We start from the raw sequence: 25,739 nt of genomic DNA, 5'->3' as shown, positions 1-25,739 counted from the left end.
ACACGCCGGAAGACCGATGGCCGAAGCGCAACCGAAACTTGTCTGCCGCGATGTCTGGAAGGTGTTCGGCGCCGGGGCAAAGGAATTCCTGCAGGAAACGGGCGGCAATGCAGGGCTGAAAGAGTTGGGCGCGCGGGGTCTCGTCGGCGCGGTGCGGGGTGTGAACCTCGATGTCCGCGCCGGCGAGATTTTCGTCATCATGGGCCTGTCGGGCTCCGGCAAATCGACGCTGGTGCGCTGCCTCTCTCGCCTTGTCGAACCGACGGCTGGCGAAATCCTGTTCAACGGCGAGAACCTGCTCGAGGCAGACGACCGGCGCATGATCGAGATCCGCCGCCACCAGATGGGCATGGTGTTCCAGAATTTCGCGCTGCTGCCGCACCTGACGGTGCTGGCGAATGTCGCCTTCCCGCTCGAAGTGCAGGGCGTGGACCGCGCGACGCGCGAGGAGCGCGCCCGCAAGATGATCGAGCTGGTGGGCTTGGCCGACAAGGAGCATTTCTTCCCGCGCGAACTTTCCGGCGGGCAGCAGCAGCGCGTCGGCATCGCCCGTTCGCTGGCGGTCGAGCCGGAACTGTGGTTCCTGGACGAGCCTTTCTCCGCACTCGATCCGCTGATCCGGCGCGAGATGCAGGACGAATTCATGCGCCTGCAATCGGTGCTGAAGAAGACCATCGTCTTCATCACCCACGACTTCGACGAGGCCATCCGGCTCGCCGACCGCATCGCCATCATGAAGGACGGCGCGGTGGTCCAGATCGGCTCGCCCGAGGACATCGTGCTGAACCCGGCGACGGCCTATGTCGCCGAATTCACCCGCAACGTGCCGAAAGCCAAGGTGGTGAAGGTGGCAAGCGCCATGAAGCCGGCCAAGGGCAAGGCGGCGAACGGGGCGTCGATTTCGAAAGGCGCGACGATTGCCGAGGCGGCACCCTTGTTCGGCGACAAGACGGAACTGCTGAGCGTTGTCGATGCCGGTGGTGCGACCGTCGGCGTGCTCGAACGCGCCGATGTCGTCGCCCTGATGATGCGGGGGTAGCGCATCATGAGCACGCCCACCGCCGACAGCACGCACCGCCCGATTGCCCCACGGCTTGACGGTGGCGCGCTGTCGTGGCCGTGGCTGATAGCCGGGGCGGCGTTTGTGCTTTTCTGGCAATACGGCCAACCGCTGGCCAAATGGGCGTTCGACTATCCGCGCGCATGGCAGGTGCCGGCGCAGCGCTGGATTAGCAACGCGATGAAATGGCTGCTCGACAGCGCGAGTTTCGGCCTGTTCACCTTCACCGACCTGACCCGCTTCATCGCCCGCCTGATCGATCTTCCCTACCAGCTTGCCTTGAGCCTGCTTTCCACCGGCTTTTTGTCGGGACAGGGATCGGGCGCGGTCGAAATCCTGCCGCCTCTGTCATGGGCTGCCGTTATCGCCATCGTTACGCTGATGGGCTACCACGCCGGCGGGCGCAGGCTGGCGCTGCTCGTTGGCATCTGCTTTGGTTTCCTTGCCGTGTTCGGCCAATGGAACAGCGCCATGGTGACGCTGGCCTCCATTCTGGTTGCGGTGCCGCTCGGCGTCGTAGGCGGCCTTTTGCTCGGCATTCTCGCCTATCGCTATCCGCGCTTCGAGCGCGCGCTGACGCCGCTGCTCGACCTGATGCAGACGATACCCGTCTTTGCCTATCTGGTGCCGATCCTGTTCATGTTCGGCTTCGGGCCGACCGCGGCCGTTGTGGCGACGCTGATCTACGCCATGCCGCCGATGACGCGCATCACCATTCTGGCACTGCGCTCGGTGCCGTCGGAAATCCTCGAACTCGGCAAGATGATCGGCTGCACGCGAAGGCAAATGACGTGGCGCGTGCTGGTGCCCTCGGCCAAGGACAGCCTGATGGTTGGCGTCAACCAGGTGATCATGCTGTCGCTCAACATGGTCATCATCGCCTCGATGATCGGCGCGGGCGGCCTCGGCTTCGATGTGCTGGCCGCACTTCGCCGCCTCGACATCGGTGCGGGGCTGGAAGCCGGCATGGCAATCGTCGCGCTGGCGGTGGCGCTCGATCGGCTGTCGCAAGCCTATGCCATCAAGGCAGGCAGCGAAGGTTCAGCGGCGCAGGCCGGAAATTTCCTGCAACGCCACCCCTATACTTTTGCCGCGCTGGCGATCGTCATCGTGACCGCTGTTGTCGGGCTGGCGGTGCCGGCGCTGCAGCATTATCCCGAAAGCCTCGAGGTCTCGACCGGCGGCTTCTTCGACGAGGTCGTGCGCTGGATCAACGTCAATTTCTTCGACACGCTGGAGGGGCTGAAGAACCTCGTGCTGCTCAACGTGCTGGTGCCGTTGAAGCGGCTACTCGGCGGCTTGCCGTGGCTTGGCGTCACGCTGTTCCTGGCCTTTGCCGGCTGGCGGCTAGGCGGGGCGAAGCTTGCGGCACTGGTCGGCGCTCTCGCCTTCTTCATCGCCGCGACCGGCCAGTGGGAAAAGGCGACGATCACCGTCTATCTGTGCGGCATTTCCGTCATCTTCGCCTCGCTGATCGGTATTCCGATCGGCATTGCCGCTGCCGAACGCGCACGGCTGTGGAAATGGGTGCAGGTGGTTATCGACACGCTGCAGACGCTGCCGTCGTTCGTCTACCTGATGCCGGCGGTGATGCTGTTTCGCGTCGGTGATTTCACCGCGCTGATCGCCATCGTCGCCTATGCGGTGGCGCCTGCCATCCGCTACACCGTGCTCGGGCTGCAAAAGGTCGATCCGCGCCTGATCGAGGCCGGACAGGCAATGGGCTGCACGCCGTGGCAATTGCTGACCAAGATCAAGCTGAAGCTGGCGCTGCCGGAGATCATGCTGGGCCTGAACCAGACCATCATGTTCGCGCTGTCGATGCTGGTCATCACGGCGCTGGTCGGCACCCGCGACCTTGGGCAGGAGGTCTATATAGCGCTGACCAAGGCCGACACGGGGCGCGGCATCGTCGCCGGATTGGCCGTGGCCTTCATCGCCATCATCGCCGACCGGCTGATTTCGGCCGGCGCTGCCCGCATCAAGCAGAGGCTCGGCCTGGCATGACGGACGTGGCAAAGATCAGCGCACAGGATCGCATCCGCGCCCTGCCCTTCTGGAACGGGGCGGTTGAGATTTCGCCGCTGGACGGCGGGCTGAGCAACGAGAATTTTCTCGTCACCGACGCAAGCGGCAGGCATGTCGCGAGGCTCGGCCGCGACTATCTGTTCCATCACGTGCTGCGCGAACGCGAACTGATGACCGCGCGCGCCGCGCACGAAGCGGGCTTCGGGCCGCGCGTCGAGTATGCGCAAAACGGCATCGTGGTGTGCGCCTTCATCGAGGCACATACCTATGGCGCGGACGACGTGCGCCAAAACACTGCCCGCATCGCGCCTTTGGTGCGCGCCTTCCACGAGCGGATGCCGCGCCATGTGACAGGACCGGGCTTCATGTTCTGGGTCTTCCACGTCATCCGCGACTATGCGCGCACGCTGGAGGTCGGCAAAAGCCGCTTCACCGGCAAGCTGCCGGCCTATCTCGACCTTGCCGACGAGCTGGAACGGGCGCAGGCGCCGCTGCCGATCGTGTTCGGCCACAACGACCTGTTGCCGGCAAACTTCATGGATGACGGCAAGCGGCTGTGGCTGATCGATTTCGAATATGCCGGCTTCAATACCGCGATGTTCGACCTTGCCGGCGCGGCCTCGAACGCCGGCATGTCGGAACAGGAATCCGCCGCGTTGCTGGCGGCCTATTTCGGCCATGTGCCGGATGCCGCGCTGCTGCGCTCGCACGCCGCCATGCAATGCGCCTCGCTGTTGCGCGAGGCGATGTGGAGCATGGTCTCCGAACTTCATCTCGACGCGCCGGGCGTCGACTACACCGCCTATACGGCGGAGAACCTTGGCCGGCTTGAAGCCGCGCTCGATAGCTATCGAACCAGATACGGAAAGTCCCCATCATGACCTTGCCAACCCATGCCGAAATCGTTGTCATCGGCGGCGGCATCATCGGCTGTTCGACGGCCTATCACCTCGCCCGCGACCACAAGGCAAACGTGGTGCTTCTGGAACAGGGCCGCATCACGTCGGGCTCGACCTGGCACGCAGCCGGCCTCGTCGGCCAGCTGCGCTCGTCCGCCTCGATCACCCGCGTGCTGAAATATTCGGTCGAGCTATACAAGGGGCTCGAAGCCGAGACGGGGCTGGCGACCGGCTGGAAGATGACCGGGTGCCTGCGCCTCGCCACCAATGCCGACCGCTGGATCGAGTTCAAGCGGCTGGCGACGACCGCGAAGAGCTTCGGCATGGACATGCATCTTCTGTCGCCGGACGAGGTCAAGCGCATGTGGCCGCTGATGGAAACGAGCGACCTCGTTGGCGCAAGCTGGCTGCCGACCGACGGGCAGGCAAGCCCGTCCGACATCACGCAATCGCTCGCCAAGGGCGCGCGCATGCATGGCGCGAAGCTGCACGAGGGCGTGCGCGTGACAGGCTTCGACATGAAGGATGGCCGCATCACCGCGGTGAAGACCGACAAGGGCGACATCGCCTGCGACAAGGTGGTGAACTGCGCCGGCCAGTGGGCGCGGCAGGTGGGAGCCATGGCCGGCATCAGCGTTCCGCTGCAGCCGGTCAAGCACCAGTACATCATCACCGAGAAGATCGACGGGCTGGCGACCGATGCGCCGACCATCCGCGACCCCGACCGCCGCACCTATTTCAAGGAGGAGGTCGGCGGGCTGGTGATGGGCGGCTACGAGCCGAACCCGCAGGCCTGGGAGACCGGGCTTGCCGGCGGCGACGTGCCGAACGAATGGGAGTTCCGCCTGTTCGACGACGACTACGACCATTTCGAGCAGCACATGACGCAGGCGGTCGAGCGCGTTCCGGCGCTGGCCAATGTCGGCGTCAAGCAGATGATCAACGGGCCGGAAAGCTTCACGCCGGACGGCAATTTCATCCTCGGTTCCGCGCCGGAATGTTCCAACATGTTCGTCGGTGCTGGCTTCAACGCCTTCGGCATCGCGTCCGGCGGCGGCGCGGGTTGGGTGCTGGCGCAATGGGTGGTGGACGGAGAAGCGCCGCTCGATCTCTGGGTCGTCGATATCCGCCGTTTTTCCGAGATGCACCGCGACCGCAAGTGGGTGTGCGACCGCACGCTGGAAGCGTACGGCAAGCACTACACCATCGGCTTTCCGCACGAGGAATATGAGAGCGGACGGCCGCGCATCGTCTCGCCGCTCTATGAGCGGCTGAAGGCGCACAATGCGGTGTTCGGCTCCAAGCTTGGCTGGGAACGGCCGAACTGGTTTGCGCCGAAGGGGACCGAAGCCAAGGACATCTATTCGATGGGCCGCCAGAACTGGTTCGGCCCGGTTGGCGAGGAACACCGCCATGTGCGCGATGCGGTTGGCATCTTCGACCAGTCGTCCTTCGCCAAGTACGAACTCACCGGGCCGGATGCGCTGAAGGCGCTGGACTGGATCTGCGCAAATAGTGTCGACAAGCCCGCCGGGCGGCTGACCTACACGCAGCTGCTCAACACGCGCGGCGGCATCGAGGCCGATTTGACGGTGGCGCGGCTGGCCGACGAGAAATTCTACATCGTCACCGGCACCGGCTTCCGCACGCACGACCTGTCGTGGATCAAGGACCACATCGCCAAGGATGCCAAGATTGATATCAAGGACGTGACCGAGGATTTCGGCACTCTGTCGCTGATGGGGCCGAAGGCCCGCGACGTGCTGGCCAAGGTGACGAAGGCGGATGTCTCCAATGCCGCCTTCCCGTTCGGCCACTTCCGCGAGATCGACATTGCCGGGCACAAGGTGCGGGCGCTGCGCGTGACCTATGTCGGCGAACTCGGCTGGGAACTGCATGTGCCGATTGGCGCTACCGGCGAGGTGTTCGACGCGCTGATGGCTGCGGGCAAAGAGCACGACATCCGCCCGGTCGGCTATCGCGCGCTGGAATCGCTGCGGCTGGAAAAAGGCTACCGCGCCTGGGGTTCCGATATCACGCCCAACGACACGCCAATTGAAGCCGGTCTCGGCTGGGCGGTGAAGCTGAAGAAGAACACCGATTTTCTCGGCCGACGCGCCTTGCAGGCAGTGAACGGCGCGGTGCCGAAGAAGCGCTTTGCCGGCTTCACGGTGGCGGATCGGGATATCGTGCTGGTCGGGCGCGAAACGATCCTGCGCGACGGGCAGCCGGTCGGCTACCTGACCAGCGGCGGCTATGGCTACACGGTGGAGAAGAATATCGGCTACGGCTATGTCCGCAACGAAGGCGGCGTGTCGGACGATTTCCTCAACTCGGGCAATTACGAGCTCGTCGTTGCGACCGAGAAGGTTCCGGCGCGGCTGCACATGGAACCGCTCTACGATGCGGCCGGCGAAAAGGTGAAGGCCTAGGAACGGTCAGGGCGCTTCGAGAAGCAGCGCGATGCCCTGACCGACGCCGATGCAAAGCGTTGCCACCACGCGCTTTGCCTTGCGTTCGGCAAGCTCGATGGCAGCGGTCAGGGCAAGCCTTGCGCCCGACATGCCGAGCGGATGGCCGAGCGCGATGGCGCCGCCGTTCGGGTTCACATGCGCTGCATCGTCAGGCAGGCCGAGTTGCCGCAAGCAAGCGAGCGATTGCGCGGCGAAGGCTTCGTTCAATTCGATGAGGTCGATATCGCCAATGGCAAGCTGATGCCTGCCGAGAAGCTTCTGCACGGCGGGCACCGGGCCGATGCCCATGATGCGTGGGGGAACGCCTGCCGTCGCCATGCCTGAGATCCGCGCCAGCGGCGTCAGCCCGTAGCGCTCGACGGCGGTTTGCGAGGCGATGAGCAGCGCCGCCGCACCATCGTTGACGCCTGACGCATTGCCTGCGGTGACGCTGCCGCCCTTGCGGAAGGGTGTGGGCAAAGATGCAAGCTTTTCGAGCGAGGTCGCACGCGGATGCTCGTCCTTGTCCACGGTCACAAAGCTGCCCTTGCCTGCCGGCACGTCGATTGGCGCGATTTCTTTCGCCAGCCGGCCGTTTGCCTGCGCGGCAATCGCCCGCTGCTGGCTGCGCAGCGCGAACGCATCCTGGTCGGCGCGCGCAATGGCAAACTCCGCCGCGACGTTTTCGGCGGTCTCCGGCATCGAGTCGATGCCGTACTGGTTTTCGATGACCTTGTTGACGAAGCGCCAGCCGATGGTGGTGTCGTGGATTTCAGCGGCGCGCGAAAACGCCGTCTGGCTTTTCGGCATGACGAAGGGCGCGCGCGACATCGATTCAACGCCACCGGCAATGACCAGATCGGCTTCACCGAGACGCACCGCGCGCGCGGCATAACCGACCGCATCGAGGCCGGAGCCGCACAGGCGGTTGACGGTGGTGGCGGCGACGCTTTCCGGCAGGCCGGCCAGAAGTGTCGCCATCCGCGCGACATTGCGGTTGTCCTCGCCGGCCTGGTTGGCGCAGCCCAGAACCACTTCCTCGACCGCCTCTGGTGGCAGGGTCGGCAAGCGGGCGAGCAACGCCTTGATCGGGTGCGCGGCGAGGTCGTCGGTGCGCACAGAGGACAAAGCACCGCCATAACGACCGATGGGGGTACGAAGCCCGGCGACGAGATAGGCAGCCCTGTCCATGCTCACTCCACTCCGGCCTGGAACATCGGCCCCCCGCGCCAGGCGGGGTAGCCGTAGCCGTTGATCAACACGAGGTCGATGTCCGAGCCGCGCAAGGCGATGCCTTCGGCCAGTATCTTGCGGCCTTCCGCGGCGATTGCAGCCATCACCCGCTCGACGATTTCGGACGAAGAAAAGGGCCGCCGTTCGATGCCGGCGTCGCGCGACGCCGCTTCGATCAGCGCCGTGACTTCAGGGTCAACGGCCTTTTCGCCGCTTTCATAGCTGTAGTAGCCCTTGCCGCTCTTGCGGCCGAAGCGGCCGGCCTCGCACAGCCGGTCGGCAATGACGACATAGCGTTCGGAAGGATCGCGGGTCGCGGCATTGCGCTTGCGCCGTGCCCAGGAAATATCGAGGCCAGCCATATCGTTGACCGCATAGGGGCCCATCGGGAAGCCGTAGCCTTCCAGTGCTGCGTCGATGTCCTGCGGCAGCGCGCCATCCTCCAGCATGAAATCGCATTCGCGGCGATAGGCGGTGAAGATGCGGTTGCCGATGAAGCCTTCGCAAACGCCGCTGACGATGCCGAGCTTGCCGAGCTTCTTGACGACGGCAAGCCCGGTCGCCAGCACGTCTGGCGCGATCTTCGCCGTGCGCACGACCTCGACCAGCCGCATGACATTTGCCGGCGAAAAGAAGTGCAGGCCGATCAGGCGTTCAGGCCCTTGCACGAGCTCTGCGATCACGTCCGGATCGAGATAGCTGGTGTTGGTGGCAAGGATGGCATCGGGGCGAACGATGCCGGAGAGCGAGGCGAACAGTTCCTGCTTCACCTGCAGATCGTCGAACACCGCTTCGATGACCAGATCGCAATCGGCAAGCGCCTTGCGCTCGTCGAAACAGGACAGGCGCGACAGCCGCTCGTTCATTGCCGTTTCGCTGATGCGGCCGGATTTGACCACACGCTGGTAAATGTCGCGGATGCGGGCCTGACCGGCTTCAAGCGCCGCCATATCGCGCTCGACCATGACCACGGAAAAGCCGGCGTCTGCGAACGATACGGCAATGCCTGCGCCCATAAGCCCCGCGCCGACCACGCCAACGGTGCGCACCGGACGGGGCTCGACGCCTTCGATGCCCGCAACCTTGGCCGCATGGCGCTCGGCGGCAAAAACGTAACGCAGCGCCACCGATTGATCCGAACTGACAAGCTCCCTGAAAGCGGCGCGCTCCTGCGCCAAACCTTCCTGTAGAGAAACGCTGCCGGCGCGCAGGACCATGCGCGCAGCCCGGCCCGGAGACACTTGCCCGCGTGCTTTTTTCTCGATAGCCGCGATCTGCTTTTGCGCTGCATCGGCGTCGAAGGCGGGCACGGCAAGTTCGCCCGTACGGCGCAAGGGCGCGCCGATCAATTCGCGCGCGAAGGTCTTCGCATCTTCGATCAGATCGCCTTTTGCGGTGCGATCGACGGCACCGAGCTTCACAGCTTCGGCTGCACCGACACGGCGTCCGCTTGCCGCGATCTCCATCGCAGCCGCCACGCCAACGAGGCGCGGAAGCCGCTGCGTGCCGCCGGCGCCGGGGACGATGCCAAGCTTGACCTCGGGCAGGCCGAACTGCGCGTCAGTGGAGGCGATGCGGGCATGCGCGCCAAGCGCAAGCTCGAAGCCGCCGCCAAGTGCCGTGCCATGCACCGCCGCAACCACCGGTTTTGGCGAGGCCTCGATGGCGTTGACCACTTCAGGCAGCAGCGGTTCGCGCGGCGGCTGGCCGAATTCCTTGACATCCGCCCCCGCAACGAAGGTCCTGCCGGCGCAGGCAAGCACGATCGCCTCCACCGCCGGATCGGCATTCGCCTCGGCAAGCGCCGCCATCAGCCCGGCGCGTACGGCATGAGAGGCGGCATTGACCGGCGGATTGTCGATCATGATGACGCCGATGGTACCGTCGCGGGTGAAGGTGACGCTCATGGGTGTTTCAATCCGGAACCACGGCTGTCGCCTGGATTTCAACCAGCGCCTCGTCCTCGACAAGTCCGGAAACCTCGACCACGGCCATGGCCGGGAAGTTGCGCCCCATCGTGGCTTTCCACGCTGCCCCGATTTCCTTCAGCGATGACGAATAGGCTTTGCGGTCGGTGACGTACCAGGTCATCGTGGTGATGTGTTCGGGGCCAGCACCGCCTTCGTGCAGGATTGCCAGCACGTTTTCGAGAGTCTGCCGGATCTGGCCGGGCAGGTCATGCACCTCGAACTTGCACTGGCTGTTCCAGCCGATCTGGCCACCGACGAAAAGCGTGCGCCCACGCGCCTCGATGCCGTTGGAGTAGCCGATTGGCTTGGCCCAGCCTTCCGGCTGCAACACGCGATGCGGCGTTGCCGGCGAGGGATGCTGGGAGAGTTTGGTGACACTCATGGCAATTCCGTTCAATTCGAGAAAGCGGCGATGCCGGTAATGGCGCGGCCGAGGATGAGCGCGTGCACGTCGTGCGTGCCCTCATAGGTGTTGACCACTTCGAGATTGACGAGATGGCGCGCCACCGGGAATTCGTCCGAAATGCCGTTGCCGCCCAGCATGTCGCGCGCGGTGCGGGCGATCTCGAGCGCTTTGCCGCAGGAATTGCGCTTCAGGATCGAGGTGAGTTCAACCGGCGGATTGCCCTCGTCCTTCATCCGGCCAAGCCGCAGGCAGCCTTGCAGGCCGAGCGAAATGTCGGTCAGCATGTCGGCAAGCTTCTTCTGGATGAGCTGGTTGGCGGCCAGCGGCCGGCCGAACTGCTTGCGGTCGAGCACATATTGCCGCGCCGTGTCGAAACAGGATTCGGCAGCGCCGAGCGCGCCCCAGGCGATGCCGAAGCGGGCCGAGTTGAGGCAGGTGAACGGGCCCTTGAGGCCGCTGACATCGGGCAGCATGTTTTCGGCCGGCACGAACACGCTGTCCATGACGATCTGCCCGGTGATCGAAGCGCGCAAGCCGACCTTGCCGTGGATGGCCGGAGCCGACAGGCCCTTCCAGCCCTTTTCCAGGATGAAGCCGCGGATAACGCCATCCTCGGTCTTGGCCCAGACCACGAAGACATCGGCAATCGGCGAATTCGAAATCCAGGTCTTGGAACCGGACAACAGGTAGCCGCCTTCGGCCTTGCGGGCGCGCGTCGCCATCGAGCCGGGATCGGAGCCGTGGTCCGGTTCGGTCAGGCCGAAGCAGCCGATCCTGGTGCCGGCGATGAGGCCGGGCAGATACTTACGCTTCTGGTCCTCGCTGCCGAACGTGTAGATCGGCAGGATAACCAGCGACGACTGCACGCTCATCATCGAGCGATAGCCGCTGTCGATGCGCTCGATCTCGCGCGCGATCAGGCCGTAGGACACATAGTTGAGGCCGGCTCCGCCATAGTCTTCCGACACAGTCGGTCCAAGCAGGCCGAGCTCGCCCATCTCGGCGAAGATGGACGGATCGGTCTTTTCATGGCGGAACGCTTCCTGCACGCGCGGCAACAGCCTGTCCTGCGCATAGGCGCGCGCGGTTGCCTGCACCATGCGCTCGTCCTCGCTGAGCTGCGCGTCGAGGTTGAACGGGTCCTGCCAGTCGAAAAGGGCCTTCGAGCCGTGCATACGGATTTTCCTTACTTCGCGGTTTTCATCAGCTCGCGGCCGATGATGAGTTTCTGCACTTCGGTCGCGCCCTCATAGATGCGCAACGCACGGATTTCACGATAGAGCCGCTCGACGATCTCGCCGACGCGCACGCCGCGGCCGCCGAACATCTGCAACGCCTGATCGATGACCCATTGCGCGTTTTCCGTCGCCGTCAGCTTGGCCATTGCCGCTTCGCGCGTGGCCGGCAGCTTCTGCACGTCGCGCCGCCAAGCCGTGCGGGCAACCAGAAGTGCCGCGGCATCGATGGCCGTCGCCATTTCGCCGAGCGTGCTTTGCGCCGTCGGCAGGTCGGCCAGCGTCGCGCCGAACATCTTGCGCGCCTTGGCATGGGCAAGTGCCTCATCGAGCGCACGGCGGGCGAAGCCGAGCGCCGCCGCCGCCACCGAGGGCCGGAAGATATCGAGCGTGCGCATGGCGATCTTGAAGCCTTCGCCGGGCGAGCCAAGAAGCTGGGTCGCCGGGATGCGGCAATTGTCGAAACGGATGCGCGCCAGCGGATGCGGCGCGATGGTTTCTATACGCTCGACGATGGAGAAGCCGGGCGTGTCGGCAAAGACGACGAAGGCTGAAATGCCGCGCGTTCCGGGTGCTTCGCCGGTGCGGGCAAAGACCGTGTAGACGTCAGCGATGCCGCCGTTGGAGATGAAGACCTTCTCGCCATCGAGCACATAGGCGTCGCCGTCGCGGCGCGCGGCGCAGGCCATGGCGGCGACGTCGGAACCGGCATCGGGTTCGGTCAAGGCGAAGGCCGAAATCAGCTCGCCCTTGGCGACCTTCGGCAGCACCGCCTGCTTGACCGCATCCGTGCCGGACAGGCTGATCGCGCCCGTGCCAAGGCCTTGCATGGCGAAGGCGAAATCGGCCAGCCCGTCGGCATAGGCCAGCGTCTCGCGCATGACGCAAAGTGCGCGGCTGTCGATGGCCGGCGAGACGCCGCCATAGGCTTGCGGCACGCAATGGCGTAGGAAGCCAGCCGCGCCGAGTTTTGCGACCAGCCCCTTGCAGGCAGCATCGGCGTCATGATGGTCGATAACGCCAAGTCCTTTGCCGGCTATGAAGGCATCGGCCTGCGCTGCCAGCGCACGGTGCTCCTCGCCATAAAACGGCCAGTCGAGATGATCGCGAGCAGGCTGGAGCGAAGTGTCGGCTTCCATCACTCAGTCTCCCTTGAAGGCGGGCTTGGCCTTGGCGGCGAAGGCCTCGAAGGCGCGGCGGAAATCGCCGGTGGCCATGCAGATCGCCTGCGCCTGCGCTTCCGATTCGATCAGTTCCTCGATGCCCATGCCCCATTCCTGGTCGAGCATCTTCTTGGTCATCGAATGGGCGAACCAAGGCCCGTCGGCGAGGCCGCGGGCAAACTTCTGCGCTTCGCCAAGCAGCGCGCCGCGCTCGGCAAGGGAATTGTAGAACCCCCAGGCATGGCCTTCAGCCGCCGTCATCACCCGTCCGGTGAACAGAAGTTCAGCGGCGCGGCCCTGGCCGATGATGCGCGGAAGGATACCGCAGGCACCCATGTCCGCGCCTGCAAGGCCGACGCGCGTGAACAGGAAGGCGGTCTTCACCTCAGGCGTAGCGATACGATAGTCGGAAGCCATGGCGAGGATCGCGCCGGCCCCGGCGCAGATGCCGTCGACGGCGGCGATAATCGGCTGCGGACAAGCCCTGATCTGGCGCACGAGGTCGCCGGTCATGCGCGTGAAGGCGATGAGGTCCGGCATCTTCATGGTGGTCAGCGGTTCGATGATTTCGAACACGTCGCCGCCGGAGGAGAAATTGTCGGCCGCACCGGTCAGCACCACGGCGCGCACGTCGCTCGCCCGCTGTAGCGAGCGAAACAGGTCGGTCAGTTCCTCGTAGGAATCGAAGGTCAGCGGGTTCTTCTTCTCTGGGCGGTTGAGCGTGATGGTGGCAACGCGGCCATCCTCATCTGTCTCGAACAGGAAATGGCTGGCCTTGTGGCCCTTGAACGGGCGGCGCTTGGCCTGCATCGCATTGGTCATCGTCTCAGCCTCCCATGACTTCGCCGCCGGCAACGGCGATGGCCTGCCCGGTGATGGCGCTTGCGCCCTCGCCCACCAGCCACAACACCGTGTCGGCCACTTCCTGCGGCGTCACCAGCCGCCCTTGCGGATTGGCCCGCGCCAGACTTGCGCGGGCTTCGTCCGCCGTGCGTCCGGTCTTGCCGGTGATCGTTGCCACGGCGCTATCCAACAAAGGCGTGTCGGTGAAGCCGGGACACACCGCATTGACGGTGATGTCAGACCGCGACAATTCGAGCGCCAGCGATCGCGTCAGCCCGACGACGCCATGCTTGGCCGCGCAATAGGCGGAAACATATGGATAGCCGGTCAGCCCTGCCGTGCTGGCGATATTGACGATACGGCCTTTGCCGGCGCGGCGGATCGACGGCAGCAAAGCTTGTGTAACCTGGAAAGTGCCGGTCAGGTTGAGCGAGACAACGTGGTTCCAGACATCGAGGCTGGTCTTTTCGAACGCAGCGGAAGGGGCTTCCCCGGCAGAATTGACCAGCACCGACACGTCGCCGAATTTCTGAACGGCGCGGGCAACACCCTGTTCGATTGCACTTGCATCGGTCACGTCGAAGCCATCCACGACGAAGCCCTTATCGCCGGCTGCTTCAATCTCCGCCGCCACCTCTTGCAGCGGCGCGGCGCGCCGTCCGGCAAGCGAGACGGCAAAGCCCTTCGCCGCCAGCGCCAGCGCTATGGCCCGGCCAATGCCGGTGCCGGCTCCGGTGACGAAAGCGTGCCGGGCCCCGCTCATCGCTTGCCCGCTGCTTCGGCGGCCGCGCGGGCCAGATTGGTCTCATACTGAGCGCGGGAGGTACGGTACTGTTTGGGCCAGGCGAGGCCGCCATAGCCGATCTTCGCCGCTTCGTGCAGCACGAAAGACGGGTCCGCCAATTGCGGCCGCGCCACGGCGCAGAGATCGGCGCGCCCTGCAGCGATGATCGAATTGGCATGGTCGGCTTCGGAGATGGCGCCGACCGCGATGGTCGCCACATCGATCTCGTTGCGGATCTTGTCCGACATCGGCGTTTGCCACAGGCGGCCATAGACCGGATGGTCGTCATTGACCACCTGCCCGGACGAACAGTCGATCATGTCGGCGCCAGCGTCCTTGAACATCTGCGCAAAGATCGCGGCATCGTCCGGCGTGTTGCCGCCCTCGTGCCAGTCGGTGGTGGAGATACGCACCGACATCGGCTTTTCCGCCGGCCAGGCGGCGCGGATGGCGCGGAACACTTCCAGCGGGAAGCGCGCGCGGTTCTCATGGCTGCCGCCATATTCGTCCGTTCGCAAATTGGTCAGCGGCGACAGGAACGAGGACAGAAGATAGCCGTGCGCAGCATGGAGTTCGAGAATATCGAAGCCGATTTCAGCAGATCGTTGCGTTGCCGAAACGAAATCTGCGATGACGCGGTCCATATCCTCGCGGGTCATTTCCCGCGGCATGTCCGAGTTGTCGAGATAGGGAATGGCCGACGCTGAAATCAACGGCCAACCGCCCTGCTCGACCGGCTGGTCGGTGCCTTCCCACGCCACCTTGGTCGCGCCCTTGCGGCCGGCATGGCCGAGCTGGATGCCGATCTTGGCCGGCGTCTCGCGATGGACGAAATCGACCATGCGCTTGAAGCCTTCCGCCTGCTCGTCGTTCCACAGGCCGAGGCAGCCGGGCGTGATGCGCGCATCCGGCGACACGCAGGTCATCTCCGGGAAGATCAATGCCGCGCCGCCCATGGCGCGCGCGCCGATATGGACGAGATGGAAATCGTCCGGCAGGCCGTCCTTGGCCGAATACATTGCCATCGGCGAGACCACGATGCGGTTGTGCAGCGTTAGGTTCCTCACCGTATAGGGCGTGAACATGGGTGGCGGCACCGCGCCGTTCGGCGCCGGATCGATACCCGCGCGCTCGGCAAACCAGCGCTCGTAGTTTTCCAGCCACGCCTTGTCGCGCAGGCGAAGGTTCTCATGGCTGATGCGCTGCGAGCGCGTCAGCATGGAATACATGAACTGTTCCGGCTCCAGCGTGTCGGCATAGCGCTTGCCGACCACCTCGAACCATTCCATCGCGTTGCGCGCGGCGTTCTGGATGCGCGCGACATCGACGCGGCGCACCTCCTCATAGGCGGCAAGAACAGCCGGGATCTTGCCGGCGTCGTGACCCAGAACATCGAATTGCCGGGTGAGTTCTATTGCATCGTCAATGGCAAGCTTGGTGCCGGAGCCGATGGCGAAATGCGCGGTATGCGCGCTGTCACCCATCAGCACAACATGGCTGTTGCCGTTGAAGTGGCTCCAGCGCTCGCAAATGAGACGCCCGAAATTCAGCCATGCCGAGCCGCGCAAATGGCGCGCATTGCTCAAAAGCTTGTGGCCGTCGAGCGTCTCGGCAAACAGCTTCTCACAAAACGCAATCGACTCGTCCTGGCTCATCTCGCCAAGGCCGTGCGCGTTGAACACGTCCTCCGTCGTCTCGACGATGAAGGTCGAGGTGTCAGCATCGAAGCGATAGATGTGCGCCTGGAACCAGCCGTGCTCGGTCTTGCGGAAATCGAAGGTGAAGGCGTCGAAACGCTTGTGGGTGCCGAGCCACACATAGCGGTTCGGCCGCATCACCATGTCGGGCTTGAAGATGTCGATATATTTGGCGCGGATGCGGGAATTCACGCCGTCGGCGGCGATGACCAGATCGGCATCGGCGAATTCCTCGTCGCCGGTTGCCTCATGCTCGAACACCATCTCGACGCCAAGTTCGATGCAGCGTTCCTGCAGGATGTTGAGCATCTTCTTGCGGCCGATGCCGACGAAGCCGTGGCCGGTGGTGCGTATCTTGCGGCCCTTGAACACCAGCTCGATGTCGTCCCAGTGGTTGAACGCATCCTCGATCGTCGCGGCGGTCGCCGGGTCCCATTGGCGCATCGACTGCATGGTCTGGTCGGAGAACACCACGCCCCAGCCGAAGGTGTCGAACGCCCGGTTGCGTTCGACCACCGTGACGTGGTGGGAGGGATGCTGCTTCTTCATCAGCAGGGCAAAATAGAGACCGGCCGGACCGCCCCCGATGCAGACAATGCGCATGTTAGACCTCCTGGGGTACGGCGCATTCAAGGCATCTCGCCAAGCGCGCCTCATCCCTTGAAATCAGAATGGCCTCAATCGAAAAAAACTTCAAGCTTAAAGTTTTTTTACGGAACGAATGTCGCCACCCAAGAGCATTGGACGAGAGGGCGGCAACGATGGAAACAGATGAATCCGGCAACCGCACCAAGGCTCCGGCGAAGGCTGCTATTGCGGGTTGGTAAGCGTGGCCCGGATCGAGTTCTTCAACTTGCCGAGTTCCTTCATCAGCGCGGCACCGTCACGAGCGGACAATTGCTTGAACATATCGCCGATCCACTCGCCATGGCGGTCGGCCATGTTCCTGAAAGCGGCGCGGCCGGCCTCGGTCAGAGCGATGATCTGGACGCGCCTGTCCTTCGGCGAAACAGTGCGGCTGACATAGCCGCTCTCCGCCAAGCGTTCCACAAGGGCGGTCAGGTTGCCGGGCGATACCATCATGCGCTTGGAGACCTCGCCGAGCACCATGCCGTCTTCTGCCCGCTCAAGCTGGGCGAGCAGGTCGAAGCGCGGCAGCGTGAAGTCGAACTCTTCGCGCAGACGCCGGCGCACCTCGGTTTCGACCAGCGTCGTGCAGGTCAAAAGGCGAAGCCACAGCCGGGTTTCGTCGCCATGGTCGTGCGGCGCTTCCTCGACCTTGGTTTCACCATCAACCCAATCGGGTGACACGCCGCTTGTGCTGCTTTCCGAATTCATGAAATCCCTCAACCTTCGCGCAGTCGAAACCGCTGGACGTTGCTTGCGTATTCGGTAGCGCCACGACAAACCTTGTCGAAAGCGGATAGTTTACCGGGCACAATCGTCACCATGACGTGATGCCGCAGATGCCCGACCAACGGCCCGACCCGGCCTGGTACGCCATTCCACACCCGGTCCAAAACGCCGTATCCGGCGCGAATATATTTTAAGCATAAAAAGCATGCCTTGGACAGGGCGAGAGCTGCTCGGAAGCGCATAGGAAACGGGCCTTCCGATTGTTCAGCTGGCATTGGCGGCCGGAGCTTCTGCAAAGGAGCGTACCGTCTTGATCGCCCCATCCAGCATGACGCCTTCGGCATCGGCCAAGGCCGCTTCGCGCAGGCGGCGCAGCCACTCGGCGGCGTCGGCGCGACCCTTGAGCAACTGGAGACAGGCGAGCACACGGTCGAACTTGGAGTGGCCGCGAGCATGCGTGTCCGAATACCCCTTGATCAGCCGGCGGCATTTCAAGACTTCGACGCCCAGCGCGTAGTTGCTTGCCCGCTCGGATTCCGCCAGCGCCAGCCAGTCGCGCATATGCGCGGCCTCGACCTTGTGGCGCAGCAGGCTGCGGCGGAAACGGCGCAGGCCGCCGATGACCCACAACATGCCGAATCCGTGGATGGTGTCGGTACGGATGCGCCGGCCCCGATCGACAAAGCGGTTCAGCGTCTTCATCAGCTTCGGCCGCGCTTCGATGGCCGCGCCAAGACCGGCCGGCAGCACGCCGCAGAGTTCCTCCATACGCGGATGGAAATACTCGGTCGTGGCAAGCGTCTGGCTGTCGCCGAGATGCACCTCGCGGCGGACGCGATCACCGCGCGCCGAACGGGTTTTCAGGTCGGCGACACGTATGATGTCGTCATAGACCATGGCATTGGCGATGTACTTCGCCGCCTCGCGCGAAAAGGCGAAGCCCTCGGCTTCGGTGTCGGCGGCAGCTATGCGCTCGACTTGCGACAGATATTCCTCGCCATAGGCGAGATCGAGGAAATCGACCACCTTGCGCAGGCCGGGGTCGGCCATGTCTCGCACCGGCTGAGGCAGGGCGGCAGCACGGTACAGCAGTGCCTGCCAGGCTTGCGCAAAACGCGGCGGAATGACGGTGCCGTGGTCTCCCTTGGCCTCCTCGACGACATCCGTAGTTGCCGCGGCGGGAACGCCGGCAGCCCGGTCGTAGGCGAGCGCGAAGGCCGCAAGGCTGGCGCGTGCGCCCTTGCCGCCGGAACTGACGGTGGCTTCGAACGCCTCGCGCGGGAACGGCAGTTCACCGGAGCCGGCAAGCGCACCGAAAAGGCTGGCGGAGATGACGCTGCCGGCCTGCCGGGCCAGCGTTTCCATGTCGAAATGGACAATGCGGCGCGCTGCCTCGCCGGCACGGCGGATCACGGTTTCGGAATCGGCGCGGCCGTCACCCGGCACGATCTTTTCCGATACCGCGAGCATGCGATGATTGGAAACGATCAGCGCCGTGCGCTCCGGCGTCACGAAGCCGCGCAGCACCGCGCGTCCAGCCTCGGCAAGCTCGGCGGCGATCAAAATGTCCACGTCGCCCGGAGACGGGCTGAGCGACAGGACCGGGAAATCGTTGGGCCGCGCCGGATCGCGCGGCATCATCTCGATGTAGTAGATGGTGGCGCCTGTGCGCTGCGCCACACCCGCAACCGAAGTCGACTGCACGTGCCAGCCGGAGCGCTGCGCCACGTCCGTCACCCAGCCGGACAGCACGCCGCCGCCCTGCCCGCCAACGGCCAGAATGCAGATCTTGATGATGCCGCCGGTGGAATCGGGCCCTTCCGGTAGTCCGAGTTTCATGCCGCCTGCTCCCCGAAGACAGGCCGGCCACGCTCGCGCCAACTCTGCAGGGTCGCGATCACGCTTTGACGCAGGTTGAAGCGGAAGCGGTCCCAGCCGGTCGGGTTGGACACCACGTCGGCCTGGTAGAACGAGGGGCAAAGCACAGCGGCGTCCGCGACCTCGCCGCAATTGCCGCAGCCGACGCAGCTTTCATCGATCGACGCCACCGGGTCGTCACGCAGCGGATCGTCGAGATGCTTGACCGTCAGCGACGGACAGCCGGAAAGCCGCATGCAGGCGTGGTCGCCGGTGCATACATCCTCGTCGACGCCGAACTTGGTCCTTACCATGCGCTTGCCTTCCGCCGCAGCCTTCGCCTTCAGCGGTGCTTCGCGGCGCTGGCGGTTCAGCATGCACTCGGAAGAGGCGACGATCACCTTCGGCCCCTTCTCGTCGGTGGTCAGCGCCTCCTTCAGCGCGCTGCGCATCGCACCGACATCGTATGTACGCTCGATGTGGCGCACCCATTTCACGCCCATGCCCTTGATGGCTTCGGTGATTGGATGCTTGGTCGATTTGGTGCGGTTGGTCGCGCGCGACGACAGGATATCCTGGCCGCCGGTGGCAGCGGAGTAATAGTTGTCCACCACCACGATGACACCGTCGTTCTTGTTGAAGACGGCGTTGCCGATCGATGAGGTCAGGCCGTTGTGCCAGAAGCCGCCGTCGCCGACGAAGGAGATCGAACGGCGCTTGGCGTCGGGCGAATTGAACGCTGACGCCGAAGCCGGGCCAAGGCCGTATCCCATCGTCGTGGCGCCCAGTTCGAAGGGCGGCATGATCGAGAACAGGTGGCAGCCGATGTCAGAGGCGATGTGGTGATTGCCCAGTTCCTGCTCGACCAGCTTGGTGGCGGCGAAGATCGGCCGCTCGGGGCAGCCGACGCAAAAGCCGGGCGGACGCGCCGGAACGGTCCTGGCGAGATCGTCGTAAAGCGGCGGAGCGGGTAAGTTCGGAGCGCGGACTTCCGGCGCAAGCATATCGCCGGCATGCCTGCGCAGGAACGCGCCGATGCCGTCCAGCATGACCTGGCCGGTATATTCGCCGGCCATCGGCAACACGCCCTTGCCTTCAAGCCGGACGGTGGCGGCCGCCTTGTAGAGCATGGCCCCCAGCGCCTGCTCCAAATAGTCGGGCTGGCCTTCTTCGATGACAAGCACCACATCCTTGTCGGCGCAAAAGCCGACCAGTTCGTCTTCGACCAGCGGATAGGTGACGTTGAGCACATGCAGCGGCACTTCAGTGTCGCCATAGGCGTCGGCAAGGCCGAGCCGCTGCAAGGCGCGGATGACGCCGTTATACATGCCGCCCTGCATGACGATGCCGACCTTGCCGGAGCCGCCGAACGTCTCGTTGAGCTTGTGGCGCTTGATGTAGTCGATCGCTGCCGGCAGCCGCTTGGAGATCTTCTCCTTCTCATGCAGGAAAGAAGCCGGCGGCAAGACGATGCGCTGCGTGTCGCGCCGCGGATTGTCCAGCGCTTCCGCCACCGTCATCGCCGGGCGCTTGTTGTCCTTGGCGACGAACGAGCCATGCACATGGCAGCAGCGGATGCGCACTTGCAGCATGACCGGCGTGTTCGACGCCTCCGACAGTTCGAAGCCATGCTCGACGGCGGCAACGATGGAGGGCAGGTTCGGCCGCGGATCGAGCAGCCACACCTGGCTCTTCATGGCGAAGGCGTGGCTGCGCTCCTGCATGATGGAGGAGCCTTCGCCATAGTCCTCGCCAACGATGATGAGCGCGCCGCCGGTGACGCCGCCGGAAGCAAGATTGGCCAGCGCATCGGACGCGACATTGGTGCCGACGGTGGACTTGAAGGTTGCGGCACCGCGGATCGGATAGTGCACGGAGGCAGCCAGCATCGCGGTGGCGGTTGCCTCGGACGCGCTCGCCTCGAAATGCACGCCGAGTTCGCCGAGGATTTCCTGCGCGTCGGCCAGAACGTCCATGAGATGGCTGATCGGTGCGCCCTGATAGCCGCCGACATAGCCGACGCCGCATTGCAACAGGGCCTTGGTAATGGCGAGGATGCCTTCGCCGGTGAACTCCTCGCCAGCGCCGAGCTTGAGCTTCTTCACCTCTTTGGCGAATGATCTCTCGGCCATTGGGTCATCTCCTCAGATACATGCCTGCGCTTCAGAAATCATGCTTGCGGATGTTGCGGAGCATCTTCTGAAGCGTCGCCACGAAGGCGGTCCGCTCCGCAGCGTCGATACCTTTGAACATGCGCGCGTAGCTGTGGCGCATCGTTGGCCAAAGCTGCTCGAAAGCAGATCGTCCGGCCTCCGTGATGGAAACGCGGGTGGCGCGATTGTCGCTTGGGTCGGCAATGCGGCGCACGAGCCCGTCGGCCTCGAGCGAATCCAGCGCCCGGCTAAGCGTCGACTGCTCGGCCACGGCGTAGACGGAAAGCTGCGAAATCGTCGGTCCTTCGATGACGGAGAGCACGGCAAGCGCGCGCATCTTCGGCGTGGTCAGGCCAAGCTTGGCCAGATCCGCTCGCAGCGAAGCGTTGTAGCGCCCCATGATGCGGTTCATCAGGTAGGGCGCGAACTGCTGCAATCCGATCTCGCCGAGGCGAGGACCTTCAGCCTGATCTCCTACGATCGTATGGTCGTTCATCGAAGCTCCTTGGAAACGAGGAAGCCCGACCCGCCACCAAGGCCCGGACCCGGATGGGTGGAGGCCCCGATGTGATAGAGAGATTGCACCGCGGTGCGGTAATTGACGGAACCGGGGAACGGACGCCATACGAAGAACTGGTCGATGGTGCAAGCGCCGCCATAAGGGTCGCCGCAGACGAGATTGACGTTCATCGCTTCGAGATCGACCGGTGAATAGGCGCGCCGCGCGAGAACGGTGTCGCGGAACCCTTCGATATGATTGGCAAGGATTGCCTCGATGCGGTCCGCGAAGGCCTCGCGCGTCGCTTCATCCCACGTGCCCTGGGTGGCGATCTTGCCGGCAGCATCGCCCTTGATGGCGCGCGGCGCGTCCGGCACCTGTATCCACAAAATAGCCTTGCCTTCCGGGCAGCGCGAGGGATCGAGCGCCGCCGGCTGGCCGACGCATAAGGTCGGCGTTTCAGGCAGCATGCCGCGTGTTGCCTCGTTGTGCGATTTGGAAACGGCGTCGATGCCGTCGGTCAAATGGATGAGCGCCACCTGTTCCAGCCCGCTCGTGCGCCAGCGCGGCGCACGGTCGAGGGCGTAGTGGAGCTGGAAGTCGCCACGGCCATGGCGGTAAACGCGCGTTGCCTCGCGGGCCTGAGCCGGCGCGTCGCTGCCGAGAAGACGTCCGTAAAGCTGGCTGGGCGCAACCGAGGCGATAACCGACTTCGCTGCCTCGATTTCCTGCCCGGCGGCGAGCCTCACACCCACCGCCCTGCCGCCGCGAACCACGATGCGTTCGACATCGGCGCCCGTTCTGACCTCGCCGCCATTCTCCTCGATCAGCGCGCGGAAGGCGGCGACGGCCTTGCCGGCTCCGCCCTTGACGATGGGCGCACCCGCCGCTTCCAGCGCAAAGGCGACGACCTTGCCCATCTGGGCGGAATAGGTGTCTTCGGGCGAAAGGCCGCAATGCAGCGTCCATGGTGCGTAGAGCGCCTGGATTTGCGGCGACGCGTAGCCGGTTTCCAGCCAGCCGCGCGCCGGCGCAAGTGCTGCTCCGAAATACTCGGCGAGGCCGCGCAGGCCGCGCCGCCACGCTTCGCGCGCCAGAAGCTTGGCCGTGGCGAAGCTCCACAATTGCCCGCCGAGCAAGCCGAACAACAGTTGCGCATTGGCCTCGATCGAGCCGACATCCGCAGCGTGCCGGTCGCCGTCGCCGGCTGCAAGTGCGTTGAACGTCGCCACATTGGCCGCGCGATCCGTGCTCAGGACGACGCTGGAGCCGTCCGGCCGCAACGCCGCAGTCGGATGCGGCGTGTGACAGAATTCCAGCCCGTGCCGCGCCAGGTCCTGACCGAGCTCGGCGTGAGCCGGGCCAGTGAGGAACAGCACGAAAGTGGCTGCCATCACGTCATGTGTGAAGCCGGGGAGCGTCGCCTCGCTGCTCATCATGCAGCCGCCGAGACGCTCCTCGCGCTCCAAAAGCAGAACCGACGCACCCTGCCGCGACAGCATTGCTGCCGCGACCAGCCCGTTGATGCCGCTGCCGATGATGACGTGATCGCGGGCCACTTTCCCCGGCCCCTGCGTCAGGCCCGTGGCACCAGCGCCAGCGCGCGGATCGGACTGCCGGTGCCGTGAACGATCTTCAGCGGCGCCGCGATCAGGATCGCGCCTTTGGCCGGCAACTTGTCGAGGTGGCACAGGCTGGCGAGGCCGTAGCGGTTGGCCTTGTGCATCAGGTTGTGAGCCGGGAAGGGCGGCGTCATGCCTCCCGCCGCGCCCGCATCGGTGCCGATGCACTGGGTGCCCCAGCCGATTGCGCCGCGCGAAATGATGTATTCGATGCAGTCAACCGTCGGACCCGGCGAATGCGGGCCGTTGGCGTCGGCGTTCAGGAACGCTTCTTCGGAACCGTTGCGCTTGTCCCAGTCGGTGCGCATGACGACCCATTCGCCCTTGCCGATCGCGCCGTGCTTGGCTTCCCAAGCCTTCACGCCGTCTGCCGTGAGCAGGAAGTCGTTGTCAGCTGCCGATTCCTTCGAGCAGTCGATGACGTTGACGGGCGCTACGAAATTGCCGGGCCTGATCGTATCGGTATAGCCGTCGGAATAGTCCTTGCCGGTGATCCAGTGGTGCGGCGCGTCGAAATGCGTGCCGGAATGCTCGCCGATCTTCAGCCAGTTCCAGGCCCAGAACGGTCCGTCCTTGTCATATTCCGAGATCGAGTGGATCTCGATCTTTGGCGTATCCTTGGCCAGTTCCGGCGGCAGCTTCAACAGTGGCGTGTCCGGTCCGAGCGGTGCCGACAGATCGACGACCTCGACTTTCCCACTCGCCAAAAGCTCGGCCAGGCTGGCGAGCGTGCTTGCTGCGGTCATGGACTTTTTCCTCCTGTTTTGCGCACCCCGCGGATTCTTGACCGGCCTTTCGGCGGCGTCCGTCTCCTGCGGTTTTCCTCCAAGATCAGGCTAGACGAGTTTAGATGCATATGCAAATATCATTTTAAGGATGAACTAATTCCATGGCCCAATACGATGCTGTTTTCATTGGCGCGGGACACAACGCGCTAGCCAGCGCTGCGCATCTCGCCAAGCGCGGCTGGAAGGTTGGCTTGTTCGAAACAGCCGACCGTCCGGGCGGCGCCGTCAAGACGCTGGAATTGACCGCACCGGGCTTTCGCCATGACCTTGCCGCCATGAACCTCAGCCTGTTCGCGGGCTCAGCGTTTAACAGGGCTTATGGGCCGGAACTGGCGCAGCACGGGCTGGAATTCGCACCGGTGCAGGATTGTTTCGCCTCGGTTTTCCAAGATGGGCGCTGGGTCGGCGTATCGACCGACCTCGCCACCACGGTGTCCCGCATCCGGGCTTTCTCCGAGCAAGATGCACGGACATGGGAGAACCTGGTCAAGGCGTTTCCGGGTCGTGCCGAACTCATCTTCTCCATCCTCGGCAGCCCCATGAAAAAGCGTGCACTTGCACGTATCTTCTTTTCGCTGCTGCGCAAGGCGGGGCTCTCCGGCACGCTTGAACTCGGCCGCTTCCTGCTTTCCTCGCCGCGCGCCTGGCTGGACGAGACGTTCGAGAGCGACGAGGTCAAGGCCCTGCTCGGGGCGTGGGGCATGCATCTCGATTTCGCCCCCGACATCGCCGGCGGCGCCGTCTTCCCCTATCTCGAAGGCATGGCCAACCAGAGCTTCGGCATGGTGCTGGGCAAGGGCGGCGCGGATACGATGATCAAGGCGCTGGTCGCCATGGTCGAGGCGAACGGCGGCAAGGTGGAATGCAACGCCAGCGTCGAGCGCGTGCTGACCGAAGGCGGCCGGGCAACGGGCGTGGTGCTGGCCGACGGGCGTAACATCGAGGCGCGACGCGCCGTCATCGCCACGGTAGCACCGCGCGCACTGGCCGGGCTCTTGCCGCAGGGCTTCGGCGATGCCGGCTTCGACAAGAGGATACGCGACTTCCGCCATGCTCCGGGCACGATGATGATCCATCTGGCGGTAAACCACTTGCCGGACTGGACCGCACCCGAACTCAGGCGCTTCGCCTATGTGCACGTCGCGCCGTCGCTCGACGTGATGGCAAAGGCCTACCAGGAGGCGAAGGCCGGGCTGCTGCCGGTGGAACCGGTCGTTGTCGTCGGCCAGCCGACCGCTATCGACCCCAGCCGCGCGCCGGCCGGAAAACACATATTGTGGCTGCAGGCCCGCGTCGTGCCGGCCGAGATCAAGGGCGATGCTGCCGGCCTGATCGATGCGCGCGACTGGGAAACGGTGCGCGAAGCCTATGCCGACAGGGTCATTGCCCTCATCGAACGCTACGCGCCCGGCCTGTCGGCTTCCATCATCGAACGCACGGTCATGAGCCCGCTCGACCTCGAGCGCGGCAACGCCAACCTGGTTGGCGGCGACCAGATCTGCGGCAGCCATCACCTGGCGCAGAACTTCCTTTTCCGGCCGGTAACAGGCGCCGCCGACTGGAACACGCCCGTACGCAACTTTCACCTTGCGGGCGCGGCCACATGGCCGGGCGCCGGCGTCGGCGCGGGGTCCGGTTACATGCTCGCCCGGCAGCTCGCCGGAGGATGACTGCCATCCATTTCGATTTTCTC

The 25,739-nt window shown here is 64.6% G+C and carries 19 protein-coding genes; 5 read left to right on the top strand and 14 right to left on the bottom strand.

Going from position 1 to position 25,739, the window contains the following annotated elements:
* The first annotated feature begins 16 nt into the window (after positions 1-16).
* The 4 genes from ACODTY_RS01800 to ACODTY_RS01785 are packed head-to-tail and all read left to right on the top strand — an operon-like array spanning position 17 to position 6,419.
* Positions 17-1,039 (top strand): quaternary amine ABC transporter ATP-binding protein, encoded by a 1,023-nt coding sequence (locus tag ACODTY_RS01800; protein ID WP_488992575.1) that lies wholly within the window; start codon positions 17-19, stop codon positions 1,037-1,039.
* A gap of 6 nt (positions 1,040-1,045) precedes the next feature.
* Positions 1,046-3,067: an ABC transporter permease gene (locus ACODTY_RS01795; RefSeq protein ID WP_488992574.1), complete on the top strand. Its 2,022-nt coding sequence runs from the start codon at positions 1,046-1,048 to the stop codon at positions 3,065-3,067.
* Positions 3,064-3,969 carry a phosphotransferase gene (locus ACODTY_RS01790; RefSeq protein WP_488992573.1) on the top strand — a complete coding sequence of 302 codons (906 nt, stop codon included), beginning with the start codon at positions 3,064-3,066 and terminating at the stop codon, positions 3,967-3,969. The genes ACODTY_RS01795 and ACODTY_RS01790 overlap by 4 nt, the downstream gene beginning before the upstream one ends.
* A complete protein-coding gene (locus tag ACODTY_RS01785; RefSeq protein WP_488992572.1) occupies positions 3,966-6,419 on the top strand; it encodes a GcvT family protein in 2,454 nt (817 codons plus the stop codon). The genes ACODTY_RS01790 and ACODTY_RS01785 overlap by 4 nt, the downstream gene beginning before the upstream one ends.
* A gap of 6 nt (positions 6,420-6,425) precedes the next feature.
* Here ACODTY_RS01785 and pcaF read toward each other — a convergent pair whose 3' ends face one another.
* From pcaF to ACODTY_RS01715, 14 genes are all read right to left on the bottom strand, one after another.
* Positions 6,426-7,631 (bottom strand): 3-oxoadipyl-CoA thiolase, encoded by a 1,206-nt coding sequence (gene pcaF, locus ACODTY_RS01780; RefSeq protein ID WP_488992571.1) that lies wholly within the window; start codon positions 7,629-7,631, stop codon positions 6,426-6,428.
* A 2-nt stretch (positions 7,632-7,633) separates the two neighbouring features.
* Positions 7,634-9,580, bottom strand: coding sequence for a 3-hydroxyacyl-CoA dehydrogenase NAD-binding domain-containing protein (locus tag ACODTY_RS01775; RefSeq protein ID WP_488992570.1), 1,947 nt, complete (start codon positions 9,578-9,580; stop codon positions 7,634-7,636).
* 7 nt (positions 9,581-9,587) lie between these two features.
* Positions 9,588-10,025, bottom strand: a complete 438-nt coding sequence (locus ACODTY_RS01770; RefSeq protein WP_488992569.1) for a RidA family protein — start codon at positions 10,023-10,025, stop codon at positions 9,588-9,590.
* 11 nt (positions 10,026-10,036) lie between these two features.
* Positions 10,037-11,224 (bottom strand): acyl-CoA dehydrogenase, encoded by a 1,188-nt coding sequence (locus ACODTY_RS01765; protein ID WP_488992568.1) that lies wholly within the window; start codon positions 11,222-11,224, stop codon positions 10,037-10,039.
* Between the two features lie 11 nt (positions 11,225-11,235).
* Positions 11,236-12,423 carry an acyl-CoA dehydrogenase family protein gene (locus tag ACODTY_RS01760; RefSeq protein WP_488992567.1) on the bottom strand — a complete coding sequence of 396 codons (1,188 nt, stop codon included), beginning with the start codon at positions 12,421-12,423 and terminating at the stop codon, positions 11,236-11,238.
* Positions 12,424-12,426: 3 nt separating this feature from the next.
* Positions 12,427-13,269, bottom strand: coding sequence for an enoyl-CoA hydratase family protein (locus tag ACODTY_RS01755; protein ID WP_488992566.1), 843 nt, complete (start codon positions 13,267-13,269; stop codon positions 12,427-12,429).
* Positions 13,270-13,273: 4 nt separating this feature from the next.
* Complete coding sequence (locus ACODTY_RS01750; protein WP_488992565.1) at positions 13,274-14,053, bottom strand: SDR family NAD(P)-dependent oxidoreductase; 780 nt, start codon at positions 14,051-14,053, stop codon at positions 13,274-13,276.
* Positions 14,050-16,374 carry a bifunctional salicylyl-CoA 5-hydroxylase/oxidoreductase gene (locus tag ACODTY_RS01745; protein WP_488992564.1) on the bottom strand — a complete coding sequence of 775 codons (2,325 nt, stop codon included), beginning with the start codon at positions 16,372-16,374 and terminating at the stop codon, positions 14,050-14,052. Before ACODTY_RS01745 ends, ACODTY_RS01750 begins: the two co-directional genes overlap by 4 nt.
* Positions 16,375-16,581: 207 nt before the next feature.
* Entirely contained in the window at positions 16,582-17,109 is a 528-nt protein-coding gene (locus tag ACODTY_RS01740) for a MarR family winged helix-turn-helix transcriptional regulator (protein WP_488992563.1), read from the bottom strand.
* 282 nt (positions 17,110-17,391) lie between these two features.
* Complete coding sequence (locus ACODTY_RS01735; protein WP_488992562.1) at positions 17,392-18,966, bottom strand: indolepyruvate oxidoreductase subunit beta family protein; 1,575 nt, start codon at positions 18,964-18,966, stop codon at positions 17,392-17,394.
* Positions 18,963-21,116, bottom strand: coding sequence for a thiamine pyrophosphate-dependent enzyme (locus ACODTY_RS01730; protein ID WP_488992561.1), 2,154 nt, complete (start codon positions 21,114-21,116; stop codon positions 18,963-18,965). The genes ACODTY_RS01735 and ACODTY_RS01730 overlap by 4 nt, the downstream gene beginning before the upstream one ends.
* A gap of 31 nt (positions 21,117-21,147) precedes the next feature.
* Positions 21,148-21,633: a MarR family winged helix-turn-helix transcriptional regulator gene (locus ACODTY_RS01725; protein WP_488992560.1), complete on the bottom strand. Its 486-nt coding sequence runs from the start codon at positions 21,631-21,633 to the stop codon at positions 21,148-21,150.
* Positions 21,630-23,195 carry a phytoene desaturase family protein gene (locus ACODTY_RS01720; RefSeq protein WP_488992559.1) on the bottom strand — a complete coding sequence of 522 codons (1,566 nt, stop codon included), beginning with the start codon at positions 23,193-23,195 and terminating at the stop codon, positions 21,630-21,632. The genes ACODTY_RS01725 and ACODTY_RS01720 overlap by 4 nt, the downstream gene beginning before the upstream one ends.
* A gap of 17 nt (positions 23,196-23,212) precedes the next feature.
* Positions 23,213-24,004 carry a cyclase family protein gene (locus tag ACODTY_RS01715; RefSeq protein WP_488992558.1) on the bottom strand — a complete coding sequence of 264 codons (792 nt, stop codon included), beginning with the start codon at positions 24,002-24,004 and terminating at the stop codon, positions 23,213-23,215.
* 143 nt (positions 24,005-24,147) lie between these two features.
* Here ACODTY_RS01715 and ACODTY_RS01710 point away from each other — a divergent pair, with 143 nt between their 5' ends.
* Entirely contained in the window at positions 24,148-25,716 is a 1,569-nt protein-coding gene (locus ACODTY_RS01710) for a phytoene desaturase family protein (RefSeq protein WP_488992557.1), read from the top strand.
* Positions 25,717-25,739: the final 23 nt, after the last annotated feature.

The organism is Mesorhizobium sp. FG116 (assembly GCF_057809835.1).
The sequence above is the reverse complement of the archived record's forward strand: the minus strand, read 5'-3'. Positions and strand labels throughout refer to the sequence as shown.